Here is an 18,833-nt window from a genome sequence, read left to right on the forward strand (position 1 = left end):
GCTGTACCCAGATCGATAGACAGATCGTTAGAGAAGATCCCACGTAAACGTTCAAACATTGAAGAAACCACATCCGGAAGAGGTAAAATGGATACTTTAGCAATGCTCAGGTCTGTTGGGCAAGCAACTAATGATTTAAACTTCAACTTTGTGAAATCAATTAACTTACGGGACGACTCATGAGTTTAGATAAATCCGATGTAGAAAAAATCGCGCATCTTGCGCGGCTTGCCATTGATGAAAGCACCATTCCTGATTACGCCCGCGATTTGAATAACATTCTCACCCTGGTCGAACAGATGAGCGCTGTGAATACCGATGCTGTCACTCCCATGGCGCACCCTCTGGATGCACACCAAAGATTGCGTGAGGATGTGGTATCCGAAACGGATCAACGTGAATTATTCCAGTCTATTGCCCCTAAAACCGACGCTGGCGTCTACCTGGTTCCACAGGTCATCGAATAAAATCCAATACAGGCAAGTACATGCATAACAAAACTCTTTCTGAACTTTCGGCTTTGCTGCACAACGGTGACATCACCAGTGTGGAACTGACTCAACACTTTCTGAACCGTATCAAAACGCATAATGGCAACTTGAATGCTTTTATCAGTGTGACTGAAGAAAGCGCGCTGGCGCAGGCTGCGGCTGCTGATAAGCAGTTTGCAGACAAAACTGCCGGTAAACTGACCGGTATCCCAATGGCACATAAAGACATTTTCTGCACCAAGGGCGTTCGTACCAGCTGTGCATCGAAAATGCTCGATAAATTTATTGCGCCTTATGACGCAACTGTCGTTGAAAAAATTGCCGCAAGTGGCATGGTGATGCTGGGTAAAACCAATATGGACGAATTTGCCATGGGTTCATCCAATGAAACCAGCTTCTATGGTCCAGTCAAAAACCCTTGGGATACTGATCGGGTTCCGGGTGGTTCTTCCGGCGGTTCTGCAGCAGCAATCGCTGCTCGACTGGCACCGGCGGCAACTGGTACAGATACGGGGGGGTCAATTCGTCAGCCTTCATCTTTATGCAATTTAACCGGTTTGAAACCAACTTATGGTCGTGTTTCCCGTTACGGCATGATTGCTTTTGCCTCCAGTCTGGATCAGGCGGGCCCGATGGCGGCCAATGCCGAAGATGCGGCATTATTGTTAAATGTCATGTCGGGTTTTGATGAACGCGATTCCACCAGCGTGGAACGTGATGTTCCAGATTACACCGCAAATCTGAATGATTCTCTGCAAGGTCTGCGCATTGGTCTGCCAAAAGAATACTTTGGTGAAGGCCTGGCACCGGAAGTGGCAGAAATAATTGATGTCGCCATTAAGGAATTCGAAAAGCTCGGGGCAACCGTCAAAGAAATCAGCCTGCCAAACACCTCTCTGGCGATACCAACTTATTATGTTGTTGCCCCAGCAGAATGCTCATCCAATCTGTCCCGTATGGACGGCGTGCGCTTTGGCCATCGCTGTGACGATCCAAAAGATTTACTGGATCTCTACCAACGTTCACGCGGTGAAGGCTTCGGTGATGAAGTTAAACGTCGCATCATGATTGGGACCTATGCACTGTCTGCCGGTTATTACGATGCCTACTATCTTAAAGCTCAGAAATGCCGCCGTTTGATAAGCGATGACTTCCAGCAGGCATTTGAAGAAGTTGATGTGATTATGGGACCTACCGCGCCAACCACTGCCTTTAAACTGGGTGATAAAACCGATGATCCAGTGGCCATGTATTTAGCGGATATCTATACCATTAACACTAATCTTGCTGGTTTGCCCGGTATGTCGATTCCGGCAGGTTTTGCCAATGGCTTACCTGCTGGTTTACAGATCATTGGTAATTATTTCGATGAAGCACGTTTACTTAATGTTGCTCATCAGTACCAACAGGTCACCGATTGGCATAAACAAATTCCCACAGCATTTCAGTGAAACCTAGGGTCTATTGATCTTTCAGTCACAACCCGAAGGGCTGGGACTATTTTTCCGCCCTACGGTGTTGAAAATGACTTATGTAGAATAACTACATCGCATCATTTCCGCCTTGTAGGACGAAAAAATAGCCTCCAGCAGTGGTGGCTCTGAAAGATCAACAGACCCTAGGGGCGAAAGCCCCTTTTTTAAAGCCATTCATCGCGGAGCAAAAAAATGAAAGCAGCAGAGCTATTTGTCCGTACTCTGGAAAATGAAGGTGTGGAATATGTTTTTGGTATTCCCGGTGAGGAGAATCTGGATGTCATGGACGCCTTGCTCGATTCATCCATTCAGTTTATTACCACCCGGCATGAACAAGGCGCGGCCTTTATGGCAGATGTCTATGGTCGACTCACTGGTCGTGCAGGCGTCTGTATGGCGACACTGGGTCCGGGTGCGACCAATCTGATTACTGGTGTGGCTGATGCCAATATGGATCATGCGCCCCTGGTAGCCATTGCCGGTCAGGCTTCGACCAATCGCTTGCATAAAGAATCGCATCAGGTCCTTAATCTGGAAGCAATGTTTTTACCCATCACCAAATATTCCACGCGTATTGTCAGCCCTGAAGTGATTCCGGAAATTGTTCGCAAAGCCTTTAAAGTGGCGCAGACCGAGAAAACCGGTGCCTGTTTTATTGAGTTTCCTGAAAACATTGCCGAGATGGAAATTGACGATGCTCCACTACGGGTCAAACACGCCACGCCACCTGAACCCGCTGCTGAATATATTGAACGAGCAGCAGAATTAATTTCCAATGCCGAAAATCCGATTATTCTGGCGGGCAATGGTGTCATTCGGGCGAATGCCGCTAAAGCGCTGACTGAATTTGCTGAAAAGCTGGGAATTCCAGTAGCCAACACCTTTATGGCCAAAGGTGTTATTCCGTTTGGTCATCCAATGTCACTGGGCAGTGTAGGTTTACAATCCAATGATTACGTTAATACCGGATTTGCCAATGCTGACGTAATTATTTGCATCGGTTACGACATGGTCGAATACCATCCTTATCTTTGGCATCCCTCACGCGATCGTACCTTGATTCATATTGATACCACTCATGCCGAGGTTGATGGATATTACAGTGTGGTATTGGGAGTTGTGGGCAATATTACCCACAGCCTGAACCGAATTGCAGCCCTCACTTCACCACATGAAGGTAAGGCCATGCGCACATTACGCGACAGTCTGATTACAGAAATGAATCAGCATCGTCGTGATACCGAATTCCCGGTTAAACCACAGAAAATCATCTGGGATCTGCGTACCGCCATGCATCTGGAAGATATTGTGATTTGTGATGTGGGTGCTCATAAAATGTGGATGTCACGGATGTTCCGCTGTGAATACCCGAACACCTGTATTATTTCCAATGGCTTTGCCAGCATGGGCATAGCGGTTCCGGGTGCAATTGCAGCCAAACTGGCGCATCCTGAACGTAAAGTCGTTGCTGTAACCGGTGACGCTGGTTTTCTGATGAATTCTCAGGAAATTGAAACAGCCATGCGGTTGAATATCGCTATTGTCATTCTGATTTGGAACGATGCAAGCTACGGGCTGATTGAATGGAAACAGCAAAATCAGTTTGGCCGAACCAGTAATGTAAAATTCGGTAACCCGGATTTTGTACAATATGCGCAATCATTTGGCGCGACCGGTGTCAGAGTCAACAAGACTGAAGATCTGATAACCGTTTTAAAAGAAGCATTGGATAGTAATACCGTTACGGTCATCGATTGCCCGGTTGATTATCGTGAAAATCTGAAACTGACAGAATCTCTGGGTCAATTAACCCAGCAAACTGAGAGATAAAATGAAGTCTGGAAAACGTTTTGCACTTTTTATAGCCGCCCTGTTTGCATTACTGTTTGTCGTCTTTATGTACAAGAATGCTACTGCTCCGGCCTACACCGAACTTACGTTTGAGGATGTAGATGGGAAGATGCATGATTTCACCGACTATGCTGGTAAACCAATATTGATGATTTTCTGGGCGACTGATTGTCCAGCGTGCATTCAGGAATTGCCTGAACTCATTGCTTTGCATGAAGAATACGCAAAAAAAGGCTTGGTCATGCTGGGCGTTTCACTGCCTCACGACACACCCTCACATATCAAGGCAATGCGTGAAGACCGTGGCCTTCCCTACACGCTTATCTGGGACAGTGATGGCGAAATTTCCACCGCGTTTAATAATGTTCGGGTGACACCAACTCATTATCTGATTTCGCCCGAAGGCAAAATTGTGATGCGCAAAATTGGCGTACTCGATAAAAAGAGCGTTTCAGCACAGCTCGACAAAATGGGCCTCAGCTAATTTATAGCGCAAAACTGCTACACATCAGATAGCACATATGGTATAAAGTCCGGCTTAGTTTATTCAGAATGATGCGTTGGCAGGACGCGTCAGTCACTAAAAATGCATCAGGAGCAGGATTAACATGTCCAGAGTATGTCAGGTAACGGGCAAACGCCCTATGAGCGGAAACAATGTTTCACACGCTCACAACAAAACAAAACGCCGTTTCCTACCTAATCTTCACTCACACCGTTTTTGGGTTGAGTCTGAAAACCGTTGGGTAAAATTGCGTGTCAGCAATCATGGTCTGCGTATCATTGATAAAAGAGGTATTGATACTGTTTTATCTGATCTCCGTGGCCGCGGCGAAAAAATCTAAGGAGTCAGGACATGCGCGATAAAATCAAATTAGTTTCATCAGCAGGTACAGGTCACTACTACACTACTGATAAAAACAAACGTACTATGCCGGAAAAAATGGAAATCAAAAAGTTTGATCCTGTTATCCGTCAACACGTTATGTACAAAGAAGCAAAAATCAAGTAACCGTATTGTTAACTGCTTCCTAAAAAACCCGCATTCTTAAGCGGGTTTTTTTTTGCATCAGGTAAAATAGACAGGAATTATTCCTTCAATCTTCAGGAAACCGATATGAGCACTACCGCGCCGAGCGTAATTATTGGCCGCCAACCAATTTATGATCGCGATATGAATGTTTATGCTTATGAACTTTTATTTCGTGCCGGTGGCGAAAACGCTTCAGGTGTCACTGCTGAAAATGCCGATATGGCGACCAGTCGAGTCATCAATCATGCCTTTATGGAACTTGGTATCGAGCGTGTTATTGGTGAACATATCGGTTTCATCAATCTCACTCGCAGTTTTTTACTTAGTGACGATCCCATTCCGTTTACTCAGGAAAAAATAGTTCTCGAAGTCCTTGAGGATATTGAAATCGATCAGCCATTACTGGACGCTGTAAAAAAACTGGTTTACCAGGGCTATGTACTGGCGTTGGATGATTTTATCTATAACGAAAAACTGGCGCCGCTGGTCAAGATGGCCAAAATTATTAAAGTCGATATCCTGGATGTCGATGCAGAGGAATTGACCAAACACGTCAATGAGCTGAAACGATATCCTGTTCGTCTGCTGGCCGAAAAAATCGAAACTCGTGAACAATTCAATTTGTGCATGCAGCTGGGTTTTGAGCTGTTCCAGGGATATTACTTCTGCCGCCCGTCTATTATTAGAGATAAACCAGTTCCGGAAAATCATCTTAAATTATTTAAGATCATTGAAAAACTGCAGGATCCGGATGTTGAATTTTCAGAAATAGAACGGTTAATCATGCAGGAGGTTGGGCTCAGTTATAAACTGCTGCGCCTGTTAAATTCTGCTGCAATGGGCTTACGCAGAAAAGTCGATTCTATTCAGCAAGGCTTGATAATCCTTGGCCTTAAAGCCATCCGAACCTGGACTACATTAATTGCATTGAATGCCATTGAGTCAGTTCCACCAGAACTGATGACCAATGCATTGATTCGCGCCAAAATGTGCGAAAGACTTGCGCCTAATTATGGCTTTTCAGAACAGACGGGCTTTCTGACGGGCATGTTTTCCAATATTGACGTGATGATAGGCATTCCAATGGATAAGCTGATGAACTCGTTGCCGCTAAATGGTGAATTAAAACTGGCATTAACTCAACGGGGGGGTCCATTAGGCCAGCTGCTGGATATCGTTATAGCCTACGATCAAGGTCAGTGGGATAACATCAATACTCAGGAAATTTCATTAGAAACGTTAAGCGATATTTATGTTGAAGCAACGGAGTGGACGATTCAGACCAAAACCGTATTATAGTGCGCTATGACTATATTGCTGGAAGCACAAAATCTGTCGCGTTATTTTGGCCCCAATGTTGCGGTTCAGAATATTGATATCACGGTAAAACGCGGAGAAATACTGGGTTTTCTCGGTCCCAATGGTGCAGGTAAAAGCACCACGATGAAAATGCTTAGCGGAAATCTGGCGCCGGATAAAGGCGAGATCCATATCAATGGCTTTGATTTGTTGTCGCAGCCAAAACAGGCCAAAGCCCAACTGGGTTATCTGCCGGAAAACCCACCGTTATATCGTGAACTGACGGTCATCGAATATTTACAGCATTGCGCCAGACTCAACCAACTCAGAGGTAAGCAACTGAAATCTGCAGTTGCGACGGTAATTGAACGTTGTGGGCTGGGGGATGTTCAGCGGCGTTTGATCGGTCAATTATCCAAAGGCTACCAACAACGCACCGGCATCGCCCAGGCGATCGTGCACAATCCGGCGGTGGTTATTTTTGATGAACCGACTTCCGGTCTGGATCCGCTGCAAATTCGGCAGATCCGCGAACTCATCCGAGAACTTGCCAATGAACATAGCGTGATACTGTCGACGCATATTCTGCCAGAAGTGGAAATGCTCTGCGATCGGGTGCAGATCATCAGTAAAGGCCAGGTGATGTTTGCCGATAGCCTGAAAGCGTTGCATCAGCAAAGACTGAACAGCAGCCTGAAGATCACTTTAGCTGCCCCACCAGAGCTTAACGAGCTACAGACGCTAATGAATGTATCCACGGTGGAGGCCATTTCAGCAAATCAATTTCGAATAATTTATCACCCGGAACAGGATCCTACAGAAAATCTGATAGCGAGTGCCGTCTCTAAACACTGGCAACTGCAGGAACTGGTACGTGAACAGGACTCGCTGGAAGATATTTTTATGCATCTGATAAAAGATGACTCACCGCTAGCTGAGGTTAAAAACTGATGTGGTGTGTGGCAAGACTTGAAATTTCACGCCTGTTTTTGTCTCCTTTTGCCTGGATAATGCTGGCATTGGTACAGTTTTTACTGGCGTATATGTTTCTCAGTCATATTGAGTATTTTGCCCAGATTCAGGGCCAGATTTCAGCTATTCCTGGTGCTCCCGGTGTAACTGAAATGATTATTGCGCCATTATTAAGTAATGCGGCTCTGGTGTTGTTACTGATTGCCCCATTTATCACCATGCGGGCTTTTGCTGATGAACATCGTAACCACAGTCTGCCTCTTTTGATCTCTGCACCACTTTCAGCCAGTCAGATTGTGTTAGGTAAATACCTCGGTTATCTCGGTTTTTTTCTGCTGCAATTAGTATTGATTGCTTTAATGCCGTTATCACTGCTTGCCGGATCGGCAATCGATCTTTACCAGTTTGGTGTCAGCATGTTCGGGCTGTTTTTGCTGGTAGCCAGTTTTTTGGCCGCCGGAATATTTTTATCATCACTCACCACCCAACCGATTATTGCAGCGGTGATGACATTCTGTTTACTGTTTTTATTATGGATAATTGATTTTGCTGCAGCCAGTGCTGTTTCAGGACAAATAAACTGGCTGGCCTGGTTATCCCTGTTGGGACATTTTCAACCTATGCTTTCAGGACAGATTAATAGCGTTGATCTGAGCTTTTTTGCCCTGTTCTGTATGGTATTTATTCTGATGACTATTCGGCGTCTTGATGCAGCGAGGCTGAGTTTATGAAGATGTCAAAACAATTTAAATATCAACATCGCCTGCAACAGATCATCTTTTACATTTTATTGCTGGTAGTGATTATCGCAGTAGCTGTTCTTTCACACCGTTACAGCTTTGAGTCAGACTGGACAGCTAACCAGCGACATACCCTCTCCTCTGCTACTACCGAATTATTACAGACGCTTGAAACTCCGGTCACGATAGAAGTATTTATCAGTCCTGGACATCAGTATCAATCAGCAGCTGAAAGTTTATTAAAGCGTTATCAACAACATAGTCAGCAACTTACGGTGTCGTTTATTGATCCAGTCAGCCAGCCACAGCGGGTTCGTGAACTTGCCATTCAGCAGCAGGCTGAAATGGTAGTTTCAGGTCAACAGGGACAGCAACATGTATATGATTTATCTGAGCAATCGCTAAGCAATGCCATTATAAAAGTCAGTCGCAGTAACTTGCCTGAATTAATCTTTATTACCGGTCACGGGGAACGGGATATTGCTGGTGATGGTGCATTTGATATGTCGCAATGGGGACAGCAACTGATAAGCACCGGCTTTGAAGTAAAATCTCTGTCGATGGCAGAAGCGATGCAACTTGACAGTCAGGATAAAAAAATCGTTTTGGTCATCGCCAGTTCACAAACAACCTGGCCGCAAAGCGATATTGTTCAGTTACAATCATGGTTGCAGCAAGGCGGTAATCTGCTCTGGCTCAGCGAACCTGACACAGATACTGGTTTGTCGGCCATCAGTGAACAGCTTAATCTGAGCTTTGTACCGGGTACGATGGTAGATCCTAATGCCAGTAAATTAGGTCTGGAAGATCCACGTTTTGTGATTGTGACAGATTATGCCAATCACCCTGTTACGGCAGCCACTTCCAGCGTCACCTTGATGCCAGAAGCGCATGCTATCCAGTTATCTGAGGCTGAATCCACTTGGCAAGTTACTGAGCTGATGCAATCACAAAGTGATAGCTGGTCTGAATTAGGGGATATGACTAGCACCAGTCTCGACGATTTACGTTTTGATGCAGAAATAGATATTCCTGGGCCGTTAATGCTCAGCGTATTAATGGAAAAACCTGTTTCTTCAACACAAAAACAGCGTGTTGCCATATTTGGTGATGGCGATTTTGTCTCCGACCTGTACCTCGGCACCGCGGCCAATCTTGAACTGGCGATGGCTCTGGCAAACTGGCTGGTTGCTGAGGATGATTCAATCGATATTCCGGTGATAAAAACCCGAGATAACCAATTGGTATTATCCGAACACCAATCATTATTTATTGGTATTGGTTTTTTACTAGGATTACCACTTAGTCTGCTTGTGATTGGCATCAGTATCTGGTGGATTAGAAGACGCCGATGAAAAGTACATATCTGACCAATCTGTTGTTATTGGTGGTTGCGGTTCTTTTAGTTTGGCTAATGACCGAATCGAAAGTAGCGGATTCAGCTTATATCACTGATAAAGTTCAGGCGGCGCAGGTCAATCAAATTACAATTGTTCGTCTTGAACAGCAAAGCATTCACTTGCAACGTGATCAGCAATGGCGGTTAAGCCAGCCAGTAAATGTACGAGCCAATCAAATCCGAATCAATCTGTTACTAAGTCTGTTACAACAACCTGTTCATCAACAGATCCCGGTGACACAAACAACTGACCTGGCAGAATTTGGACTGCAGGAGCCTGAGTTATCATTAGTTTTCAATGAATACCATTTTGCTTTTGGTGATACTGAACCGCTCAGCGGGTATCGTTATATTTTGCACAATGAGCAGATTTATTTAGTTAACGATGATATTTCACCATTACTCGGTGCCAGTGCCAGCAGCTTTGTCGATAACCGTTTATTGGATCCGGCCAGCAATATTGCGGCACTGCATTTGCCTGAGCTGCAAAACCAAAAGGTTCAGCAACAATACGCGGCACTCTCCATCGTTCAGCAAAATGACAGTTGGCACTCCAAACCGCAAAATTATCCTCAGGATAAACTCCTGGCACTTCTGCAAAACTGGCAACAGGCCTATGCCATGCAGGTAGTTATCCTGTCTGATGCTGCAACGATTACACCGGATGCACAGCCAGCAGTAACAATTGAATTAACCGACAATACACAGCGTAACTTTGTCGTGTCATATAGCGAGGAAGGTCTTACGCTGACTGATCATCAACAACAATTACAATATCTGTTTCCAGCCACCATTATTCCTGCCCTCTTTTCAATAAACGAGTGATATGCCTGAATTACCTGAAGTCGAAACCACCCGCAGTGGCATTGCGCCATATATAGAAAATCAGCAGGTTAAGCAGGTTGTCATTCGTGACTCGCGACTGCGCTGGCCCATCACTGACAACTTGGAAGAAAAACTCTGTGGGAAAATCATTCAGTCGGTCAGCCGCCGCGCCAAATATTTACTGCTCCATACCGATGAAGGCACCCTGTTTATCCATCTGGGTATGTCCGGACGGTTACGTATTCTGACCACGTTTCAGCCAGCTGAAAAACACGACCATGTAGATATTGTGTTTGCCAATAATATTATTCTGCGCTTTACCGATCCTCGTCGCTTTGGGGCTGTATTGTGGACCACTGAACCGCCACTGCAACATCCATTATTACACCATCTGGGGCCTGAGCCACTGGAGGCGGATTTTGACGCCGAATACCTGTTCCAGCGTAGCCGTAAACGTCAGGTGAGTATTAAAACATTTATTATGAATGCGGAAATCGTTGTCGGTGTAGGGAATATCTATGCCAGTGAATCACTGTTTCTCTCCGCCATTCACCCTCAGCTGATAGCAGCAAAACTAACAAAAAAACAGGCAGAAAAACTGGTCGCCGCGATCAAACTGACATTGGAAAAAGCTATTGCAGCGGGCGGAACAACTTTGCGGGACTTTCGGGATAGCGAAGGCAAACCCGGATATTTTGCTCAGGAATTATGGGTTTATGCACGGCAGAATCAAGACTGTAAACAATGTGGTCATCCGATAGAGTTGATTCGCCAATCACAGCGGGCGACCTATTTCTGCCCCTATTGCCAAAAGATTTGAAGACAATTATTGTTTAGAGAAATACTCTGCCAGTAGGCGAATTTCGGCTTCGCTATAGGCCGCAGCATGATGTCGCATGACTGTAGACTCTCTTGCCCCACTGGCAAAATCCTGCATCTGCTGAATAAAATAATCTTGCTGCAAACCTGCAAGTTTGGGCATTTCGCCTTTGCTGTGGCCATTGGTACCATGACAAGCCGCGCAGGATGAAGCCAGTAAAGCCATATTTGGCTCAGCCTGAATCCAGGTCGAAGTCAGTAGTAATGCAAGACATATCAGCAGTCGTTTCATAATTCCCCTTTCGCCCGTTTAACGGCGATGTATCAAGCTACGTTATAATACGCAACCCATTTTATGCAAAGCCATTCATGACCGAGATTATTAAACTAGATGCCACCATCCCCGAGTCATTAAGTGGCTTGCGTGTAGATCAGGCCTTGGCCCAGCTGTTCTCAGAATACTCCCGCGGCCAGCTCACAAAATGGATTAAAGCCGGCGATGTATTGGTCAATCAGAAAGTCTGTCGTCCTAAAGATGCGGTACGCACCGGTGACCAGATTGAAATTGCCGCACAACAAATTATTCATGATGATAACTGGCAGGCAGAATCTATCGCTCTGGATATCATTTATGAAGATGACGATGTATTAATCATCAATAAAGCGGCAGGCATGGTGGTGCATCCCGGTGCTGGCAACCAGAATGGCACAATGGTCAATGCGCTATTGGCACATGCGCCACAACTTACCCATATTCCACGCGCCGGGATTGTGCATCGCATTGATAAAGACACTACCGGACTATTAATGGTCGCCAAAAGCCTGCAGGCACATCATTCATTGATCAGCCAACTGCAGCAGCGCACCGTAATTCGTGAATATCAGGCTATTGCCTGCGGGGTGTTTACCGCCGGGGGCACGGTTGATGCGCCAGTTGGTCGGCATCATATTGATCGCAAACGCATGGCAGTGACACAAAACGGTAAACCTGCCGTGACACACTATCGGATTGAAGAGCGCTTTCGAGCGCATACCCATTTGCGTTGCAAACTGGAAACCGGGCGCACTCACCAGATCCGCGTGCATATGGCGCATATTCGCCATCCTTTATTGGGTGATCCTTTATATGGCGGCCGGTTTAAAACACCAAAAGGGATGACGGATAGCTGTCTGGCTGCCTTGCAGAATACGCGTCGTCAGGCTTTGCATGCCGGTTTATTGGGGTTTGATCATCCGACTACCGGGGAAGCGGTGAGCTGGCAGATTCCCTTACCGGATGATATGCAACGATTATTGGAACTGTTAAGGATGGATGCAGCCAGCCATACTGATTAACCAGAGGAAATAACTGTGAAAGCACCAAACAATCTGCATAACATCGTTGACGTTTTTTTAGCCTTTCTCAAACTGGGTCTAACGGCGTTTGGCGGACCGATTGCTCACATTGGTTATTTCCGCACTGAATTTATCAGTAAACGCCAATGGCTTTCTGAACAGCAGTTTTCTCAGTTACTTGCTGTAACCCAGTTCTTGCCTGGCCCGGCCAGCAGCCAGATGGGATTTTCAATTGGCTTGTTTCGCGGCGGCTGGCTTGGCGCCATTGCTGCTTTTATTGCCTTCACCCTGCCTTCTGCATTACTGCTGTTTGCTTTTGCCGCCATTGCTCATCAGCTGGACAATGCTATCGGTATGGCCATTATTGATGGTCTAAAACTGGTGGCGGTTGCAGTGGTAGCTCATGCTGTTATCAGTATGACTCAGAAACTGACGCCGGACTGGCAACGTATCTTGATAGCACTGTTCAGTTTTGCCTTACTGTTGATTTTCAATCTCGCCATTATGCAAATTGCCGTGATTATCCTGGGTGGTCTGGCAGGCTGGTTTTTATGTCGCCAGCAACAACTTTCAGCGGATTTCAGATTCCCGGTCAATTACGGCAAACAAACCGCATGGATATTGTTCAGTTTGTTTATGTTGCTGCTTATTCTCAGCCTGTTTGCAGGTAGTCAGCTTAATACCACTAATATGCTGGCCGGCTTTTATCAGGCCGGTGCATTGGTATTTGGTGGTGGCCATGTTGTGTTGCCGCTACTCGAACAGCAGACGGTTGCTACAGGTTGGCTCACCACCGATCAGTTTTTAACCGGTTATGGTGCCGCTCAGGCCGTTCCAGGCCCGATGTTTACACTGGCAACCTACCTTGGTGCCGAAATCCCCACCCAGTTACCCGCTGGCTGGAATGCCTTGCTGGCTACCCTTGCCATCTTTGTTCCGGGTTTTTTATTATTGCTGGCGATATTACCGCTGTGGCAACAACTTGCTCATCTGCCCAATGCAGGTGCCGTTGTTGCCGGCATTAACGCAGCTGTCGTCGGTTTATTAGCCGCTGCTTTATACGATCCGATTTTCACTGAAGGCGTAAATCACTGGCTGGATTTACTGATTGCGCTCGGCGGTTTTTTAATTATTTACGTGCTGAATCGTTCGGCATTATGGACTGTATTGTTCTGTGTCAGTGCATCAATCGTTGTTGCTTTGGTCTAATCTGGAGAAAGAAAACAGCTCAGCTAGCGGATGCTCGCGTTGTTCTATATTTGCTCTTAACAATCCAGCACCAATCATGCTGTAGGTAATACCGTTTCCGCCATAGGCCATGGCAAACTGCACACGTTCACCATATTGGGGATGTGCACCAAAAAATGGTAATCCATCTTCTGTTTCAGCAAAGGTACCCGCCCAGGAAAATGTCGGGTTCATTGGTAGTTTGGGAAACAACTTTTCGACTTTCTTGGACAGAGTATGGGCTTTTTTATCTACCCGTTTATCCCGTTTTGCCGGGATATCAATAGCATCATCTTCGCCACCGACCAGTAAACGTCCATCACCGGTAGTTCGCATATACAGATAAGGCCTGGCGGATTCCCACATCATGGTTCTATTTAATTCGGCCAGTAACTCAGGGGCTATCGGATCAGTGATAAAGGCATAACTACTGCGATTTGAAGCTACATTTTGTTTCAGTAATTTCTGACTGGCATACCCCGTGGCTATAACCACATGTTGACAGCTAATCTTAAATCCAGATGTCGTTGTTAAATCAACCTGTTTATCGGAAGGCATCAAATCTTTTATTTCGGTTCGGTCATAGACGTGATGCCCACTATTCTGCAGTCTATCCAGAAGTTTATGCGCCAGCCGATAAGGGTCAATTCGAGCAGCCAGTTTGCTAAGAATAGCCCCAGGTGATTTAAACCCATAACGTTTTTTTATTGCATCCGATTCCAACCATTCAACATCAAATCCATGTTTTTGTCGTAGCAAAAATTCGTCTTTAAGCGATTTTTTATCACTATTGCGACTGGCGTAATACAGACTTTCCTGCATTTCAAAATCGACATCACTTACTGTTTCAGCAATTTTTTGAAGATCGGTGATGGCTTCTGCACAAGCCCGATAGGCTTTTAATGCATCAACCTCGCCATATAAAGCGGCAAGCTCGGTCAGATGAGTATCTATTTCATATTGCAATAATGCCGTACTGGCAGCAGTACTACCCCAGCCAATATCCCGCTGTTCTATAACCGCCACTGCATAACCATTTGAGCTTAGCTCATCAGCAACCAATGCTCCGGTTATTCCACCGCCAATAATGGCCACATCACAGACAATATCCTGATCCAGCGCCGGAAAGGTTCGCATCAATCCATTTCTAACCGCCCAGTAGGGATAACCGCTTTTCAGATCCATTTTTTCAGCCTTGACCATTGTAAGTAAATCTCAGCATATCCTACTTATTTCAACACAGGGCTAACCTGAGTTAAGGTCAAAATTTGGCCAAAAAAAAGGGGCGATAAACGCCCCTTTCTCAATCGAACTTTTAGCAAACTGCTTATTTTTTCGCAGCAGCTTCACGCTCTTTAACTTCTTTAATAACTTCTTCTGCCACATTTCGTGGGCATGGCAGGTAGTGCAGGAACTCCATAGAGAACTGACCACGACCAGAAGTCATAGTACGCAGAGTGCCGATGTAACCGAACATTTCGCTCAGTGGTACTTCAGCTTTGATACGTACGCCAGTTGCACCCGCATCCTGTGATTTAATCATGCCACGACGACGGTTCAAGTCACCGATAACATCACCGACGTTATCATCTGGGCAGAACACATCTACTTTCATGATCGGTTCCAACAATTGTGGTCCCGCTTTTGGAATGGTTTGACGGAAAGCACCCATTGCAGCAATTTCAAAGGCCATTGCTGATGAATCCACGGCATGGAATGCACCATCAAACAGGTTTATTTTCACATCAAGTAATGGGAAGCCGGCTAAAACACCACGGTCCATCATTTTCTTGAAGCCTGCTTCTACGGCTGGCCAGTATTCACGCGGAACGCTACCACCGGTTACGGTAGATTCAAAGTTGAAACCGCTGCCTGGTTCACCTGGTTCAATGATGTAGTCGATACGACCGAATTGACCAGAACCACCCGATTGTTTCTTATGGGTGTAACTGTCTTCGATTTTTTGTGTGATTGTTTCACGATAAGCAACCTGCGGCTCACCAACTATTACATCAACGTTATGAGTACGCTTCAGGATATCGACTTTGATATCCAAATGCAGTTCGCCCATACCTTTCATGATCGTTTCACCGCTATCGTCATCGGTTTCAACACGGAAAGAAGGATCTTCTTTAATCATTTTACCCAGTGCAACACCGAGTTTTTCAGCGGCAGCTTTATCTTTTGGCGCAATCGCGATTGAGATAACAGGATCTGGGAATACCATTGGTTCCAATGTCGCTGGGTTTTTCGGGTCACATAAGGTGTGGCCGGTCTGAACATCTTTCATACCGACGATGGCGATGATATCACCAGCATGTGCGTAATCCAGTTCGTTACGATCATTGGCATGCATTTCCACCATACGGCCAACACGCTCTGTTTTGCCGGTGAAGGTATTTAGGATGGTATCGCCTTTTTTCAATTCGCCTGAGTAGACACGAACGAAGGTCAATGCGCCAAAACGGTCATCCATGATTTTGAATGCCAATGCGCGCAGTGGGCCTTTGATATCAACGATAGCGTGTTTACCGGTTTCGTTACCTTCCAAATCAACTTCTGGTTGTGGATCAACTTCAGTTGGATCAGGCAGGTAATCAACAACGGCATCCAGGATTAACTGCATACCTTTGTTTTTGAATGCAGAACCACAGTATGTAGGGAAGAAATCCAATTGCAATGTACCTTTACGGATACATCTTTTCAGATCTTCGATGGAAGGCTCTTCACCTTCCAGATATTTTTCCATCAGATCATCATCCTGCTCTACAGCAGTTTCGATCAGTTTTTCACGCCATTCTTCAATTTGGTCAGCCATATCAGCTGGTGGCTCTTCGATGCTGTAATCTTCAGCATTTTTCTCATCTTTCCAGATCCATGCTTTACGGGTCAGCAAATCGACAACACCGGTAAATTCATCTTCAATACCGATTGGCAGAACCATTACCAATGGAGTTGCTGCCAGTACATCTTCTACCTGTTTTACAACACGGTAGAAATCAGCACCGATACGATCCAGCTTATTAACAAAGATAAGACGGGAAACTTCTGAGTCATTCGCATAACGCCAGTTGGTTTCTGATTGTGGCTCAACACCACCACTACCACAGAAAACACCAATACCGCCGTCCAATACTTTCAGTGAACGATATACTTCAATCGTGAAGTCAACGTGACCCGGGGTATCGATAACGTTCAGACGATGGCCTTTCCATTCACAGGTTGTGGCTGCTGACTGGATAGTAATACCGCGTTCGGCTTCCTGATCCATAAAGTCCATGGTGGATTCACCATCATGAACCTCACCGGATTTATGAATTTTACCGGTCAGTTTAAGAATACGTTCGGTGGAGGTGGTTTTGCCCGCATCAACGTGGGCGAAAATACCAATATTTCTGTACTTGGATAAATCGGAAGAAGCCATAATCCTGTCTCTTTTGTGTGAAAAACCGATGTTGTTTACATCATCAGGGAGTTAAACCCGCAAATTCTAAACTACTATGCTTCGGGATGCATCCCGAATTGATATCAAAGCCTGTAAGTGCCCTGATAGCAGTCTTTTGAAATTTCGGATTGAATTGCTACGCCCATTAGGGGCGCATTTTTGCGATTTTTAACGTAGCTTTTTCTGTAATGGCAACCATTGATGGCGATACACCACGCCCGGTGTGGCAAACACCAGAAACAAACTCAGGGTAGTGACAAAAAACTCCCACTGCTGAGGATAAATATTGCCTGCATACTGCTGCTCAAAAGCGATGGAGACCAGTAGAGCTACAAAATAATATACCACTACCTCAAACAGTCTCAACCAGGCATTTTTACCATTTTTTAACGGGATAAACAGAAATAATCGTGAATTTACCCAAGGTAAATTTGCCAGCACAAACATAATCAAAAGCAGTAACCAAATCGACATTTTTAAACCTAACTAAATATTCTGGAGCAAAGCGCAAATAAACTTCCCGGAAACAAACCGAGTAACAGTACTGCTAATACGTTGCCACTCAGCAGGTACTGCATTGAGGTTGTGGCTGCGATATGGGGCTTGTCGGTGGCCGTGTCGAAAAACATCACCTTGACCACCCGCAAATAATAATACGCACCAATAACCGACATCACGACAGCAACAATAGCAACGGCCAGTAAATTAACATCGACGACTGATTTAATCACGCCTAATTTCGCATAGAAACCGGCCAGTGGTGGAATACCCGCCATGGAAAACATCAGTAACAGCATCATCAACGCATGCCATGGATGGCGTTGACCCAAACCTTTAAAGTCTTCTATCTCTTCAGCTTCAAAGCCCTCACGACTCAACAGCAGAATCATACCGAAACTGCCTAATGTCATCAGTGCGTAGACCAGGGTGTAAAACAATGCTGCAGCATATCCAGCCTGGGTTCCGGCTAAAACACCCAATAACAAAAAGCCAACATGAGAGATGGTGGAATAGGCCAGCATCCTCTTTAAGTTGCTCTGTGCAATTGCCAGTAAATTACCCAGGATGATCGATAATACCGCCAGCATGATCAGCATATCGCGCCACACACTGAGCATATCGCCCATACCCTCCGTCAATATGCGTATCAACAACGCAAAGGCCGCTATTTTGGGTGCACTGGCCACAAATAAAGTAATGGCTGTGGGCGCCCCCTGATAGACATCCGGTAACCACATATGAAACGGTACAGCACCAAATTTAAACCCGATACCAATCACCAGAAACACAATGCCCAGACTCAGCACCGTTTGATTCAATTCTTCGGTGTCTAATGCGACAGCAATGGCCTGTATACCTAATTCACCAGTGACCCCGTAGATAATCGACATGCCGTATAACAACATGCCTGAAGCCAAGGCGCCCAGAATAAAATACTTCATCCCGGCTTCGGTAGCGGCAAAAGAATCACGTTGCATTGCTACCATGGCGTACAGACAAAGCGACATCAGCTCCAACCCTAAATACAGCGTCAAAAAGTGATGAGCCGAGACCATTACCAGCATGCCCAGGGTGGCAAACAAAGCCAGTACATAAAACTCACCTTGCAACAGTTTTCGGGCCTGCAAATAACTGTAGGAATAACTCAACACCAGCATATTTACCAGACAGATCGCCAGTTTAAGGATATCGCTGAGCGGGTCTTTGATATAAGTTTCAGAAAAGGTCAGTCCACCCTCCCCCATCATCCAGAAAACTGTCAAAAAGGTTATTAACAGGCTCAGTTGGCTTAATGCATGCACCAGATTGATTTGACGATTACCGGTAAACGCCACCACCAATAGCACGATGCAGCACATAGCCAGCATCAGCATCTCTGGCAAAGCAAACAGCATATTTGGAACCTCAAACGCCATCTGGTG

General features: G+C 45.6%; 19 protein-coding genes. 14 read left to right on the forward strand and 5 right to left on the reverse strand.

Annotated elements, in window-relative coordinates; all coding sequences use genetic code 11:
- The first annotated feature begins 179 nt into the window (after positions 1-179).
- The 12 genes from gatC to mutM all read left to right on the forward strand — a co-directional run bounded on the left by gatC (position 180) and on the right by mutM (position 10,905).
- Positions 180-467: an Asp-tRNA(Asn)/Glu-tRNA(Gln) amidotransferase subunit GatC gene (gene gatC, locus B3M51_RS00680; RefSeq protein ID WP_292479812.1), complete on the forward strand. Its 288-nt coding sequence runs from the start codon at positions 180-182 to the stop codon at positions 465-467.
- Positions 468-487: 20 nt separating this feature from the next.
- On the forward strand, positions 488-1,942 hold the full coding sequence (gatA, locus tag B3M51_RS00685) for an Asp-tRNA(Asn)/Glu-tRNA(Gln) amidotransferase subunit GatA (RefSeq protein WP_292756148.1): 1,455 nt from the start codon (positions 488-490) through the stop codon (positions 1,940-1,942).
- 216 nt (positions 1,943-2,158) lie between these two features.
- On the forward strand, positions 2,159-3,796 hold the full coding sequence (locus tag B3M51_RS00690; RefSeq protein ID WP_292756150.1) for an acetolactate synthase large subunit: 1,638 nt from the start codon (positions 2,159-2,161) through the stop codon (positions 3,794-3,796).
- 1 nt (position 3,797) lies between these two features.
- Entirely contained in the window at positions 3,798-4,301 is a 504-nt protein-coding gene (locus B3M51_RS00695) for a peroxiredoxin family protein (protein WP_014707983.1), read from the forward strand.
- A 124-nt stretch (positions 4,302-4,425) separates the two neighbouring features.
- Complete coding sequence (rpmB, locus tag B3M51_RS00700; RefSeq protein ID WP_014707984.1) at positions 4,426-4,662, forward strand: 50S ribosomal protein L28; 237 nt, start codon at positions 4,426-4,428, stop codon at positions 4,660-4,662.
- Between the two features lie 11 nt (positions 4,663-4,673).
- Positions 4,674-4,829 (forward strand): 50S ribosomal protein L33, encoded by a 156-nt coding sequence (rpmG, locus tag B3M51_RS00705; RefSeq protein ID WP_014707985.1) that lies wholly within the window; start codon positions 4,674-4,676, stop codon positions 4,827-4,829.
- 105 nt (positions 4,830-4,934) lie between these two features.
- Positions 4,935-6,149, forward strand: coding sequence for an EAL and HDOD domain-containing protein (locus tag B3M51_RS00710; RefSeq protein ID WP_292756153.1), 1,215 nt, complete (start codon positions 4,935-4,937; stop codon positions 6,147-6,149).
- A gap of 6 nt (positions 6,150-6,155) precedes the next feature.
- Positions 6,156-7,100 (forward strand): ABC transporter ATP-binding protein, encoded by a 945-nt coding sequence (locus tag B3M51_RS00715; RefSeq protein ID WP_292756155.1) that lies wholly within the window; start codon positions 6,156-6,158, stop codon positions 7,098-7,100.
- The gene (locus B3M51_RS00720) at positions 7,100-7,852 is read left to right on the forward strand and encodes an ABC transporter permease (protein WP_014707988.1); all 753 of its coding nucleotides are present in this window, start codon (positions 7,100-7,102) and stop codon (positions 7,850-7,852) included. The genes B3M51_RS00715 and B3M51_RS00720 overlap by 1 nt, the downstream gene beginning before the upstream one ends.
- Before the next feature lie 2 nt (positions 7,853-7,854).
- The gene (locus tag B3M51_RS00725) at positions 7,855-9,216 is read left to right on the forward strand and encodes a GldG family protein (RefSeq protein WP_292756158.1); all 1,362 of its coding nucleotides are present in this window, start codon (positions 7,855-7,857) and stop codon (positions 9,214-9,216) included.
- Complete coding sequence (locus B3M51_RS00730; protein ID WP_292756160.1) at positions 9,213-10,085, forward strand: DUF4340 domain-containing protein; 873 nt, start codon at positions 9,213-9,215, stop codon at positions 10,083-10,085. Before B3M51_RS00725 ends, B3M51_RS00730 begins: the two co-directional genes overlap by 4 nt.
- 1 nt (position 10,086) lies before the next feature.
- Positions 10,087-10,905: a bifunctional DNA-formamidopyrimidine glycosylase/DNA-(apurinic or apyrimidinic site) lyase gene (mutM, locus tag B3M51_RS00735; protein WP_292756162.1), complete on the forward strand. Its 819-nt coding sequence runs from the start codon at positions 10,087-10,089 to the stop codon at positions 10,903-10,905.
- A 6-nt stretch (positions 10,906-10,911) separates the two neighbouring features.
- Here mutM and B3M51_RS00740 read toward each other — a convergent pair whose 3' ends face one another.
- Complete coding sequence (locus B3M51_RS00740; protein ID WP_292756164.1) at positions 10,912-11,196, reverse strand: c-type cytochrome; 285 nt, start codon at positions 11,194-11,196, stop codon at positions 10,912-10,914.
- A 77-nt stretch (positions 11,197-11,273) separates the two neighbouring features.
- Here B3M51_RS00740 and rluD point away from each other — a divergent pair, with 77 nt between their 5' ends.
- Together rluD and chrA are read left to right on the forward strand one after the other, a co-directional pair.
- Positions 11,274-12,239: a 23S rRNA pseudouridine(1911/1915/1917) synthase RluD gene (rluD, locus tag B3M51_RS00745; protein WP_292479835.1), complete on the forward strand. Its 966-nt coding sequence runs from the start codon at positions 11,274-11,276 to the stop codon at positions 12,237-12,239.
- 15 nt (positions 12,240-12,254) lie between these two features.
- The gene (chrA, locus tag B3M51_RS00750) at positions 12,255-13,448 is read left to right on the forward strand and encodes a chromate efflux transporter (RefSeq protein ID WP_292756166.1); all 1,194 of its coding nucleotides are present in this window, start codon (positions 12,255-12,257) and stop codon (positions 13,446-13,448) included.
- Here chrA and B3M51_RS00755 read toward each other — a convergent pair.
- The 4 genes from B3M51_RS00755 to nuoN form a co-directional block, all read right to left on the reverse strand.
- A complete protein-coding gene (locus B3M51_RS00755; protein WP_292756168.1) occupies positions 13,425-14,651 on the reverse strand; it encodes an NAD(P)/FAD-dependent oxidoreductase in 1,227 nt (408 codons plus the stop codon). The genes chrA and B3M51_RS00755 overlap by 24 nt on opposite strands.
- A gap of 142 nt (positions 14,652-14,793) precedes the next feature.
- Positions 14,794-16,890, reverse strand: a complete 2,097-nt coding sequence (fusA, locus tag B3M51_RS00760; protein ID WP_292756169.1) for an elongation factor G — start codon at positions 16,888-16,890, stop codon at positions 14,794-14,796.
- A 189-nt stretch (positions 16,891-17,079) separates the two neighbouring features.
- Positions 17,080-17,385, reverse strand: a complete 306-nt coding sequence (locus B3M51_RS00765) for a DUF2818 family protein (protein WP_014708009.1) — start codon at positions 17,383-17,385, stop codon at positions 17,080-17,082.
- An 8-nt stretch (positions 17,386-17,393) separates the two neighbouring features.
- Positions 17,394-18,827: an NADH-quinone oxidoreductase subunit NuoN gene (nuoN, locus tag B3M51_RS00770; protein WP_292756171.1), complete on the reverse strand. Its 1,434-nt coding sequence runs from the start codon at positions 18,825-18,827 to the stop codon at positions 17,394-17,396.
- Between the last annotated feature and the right edge of the window lie 6 nt (positions 18,828-18,833).

Source organism: Methylophaga sp. UBA2689 (genome assembly GCA_002354555.1).
Classification (GTDB): Bacteria; Pseudomonadota; Gammaproteobacteria; order Nitrosococcales; family Methylophagaceae; genus Methylophaga.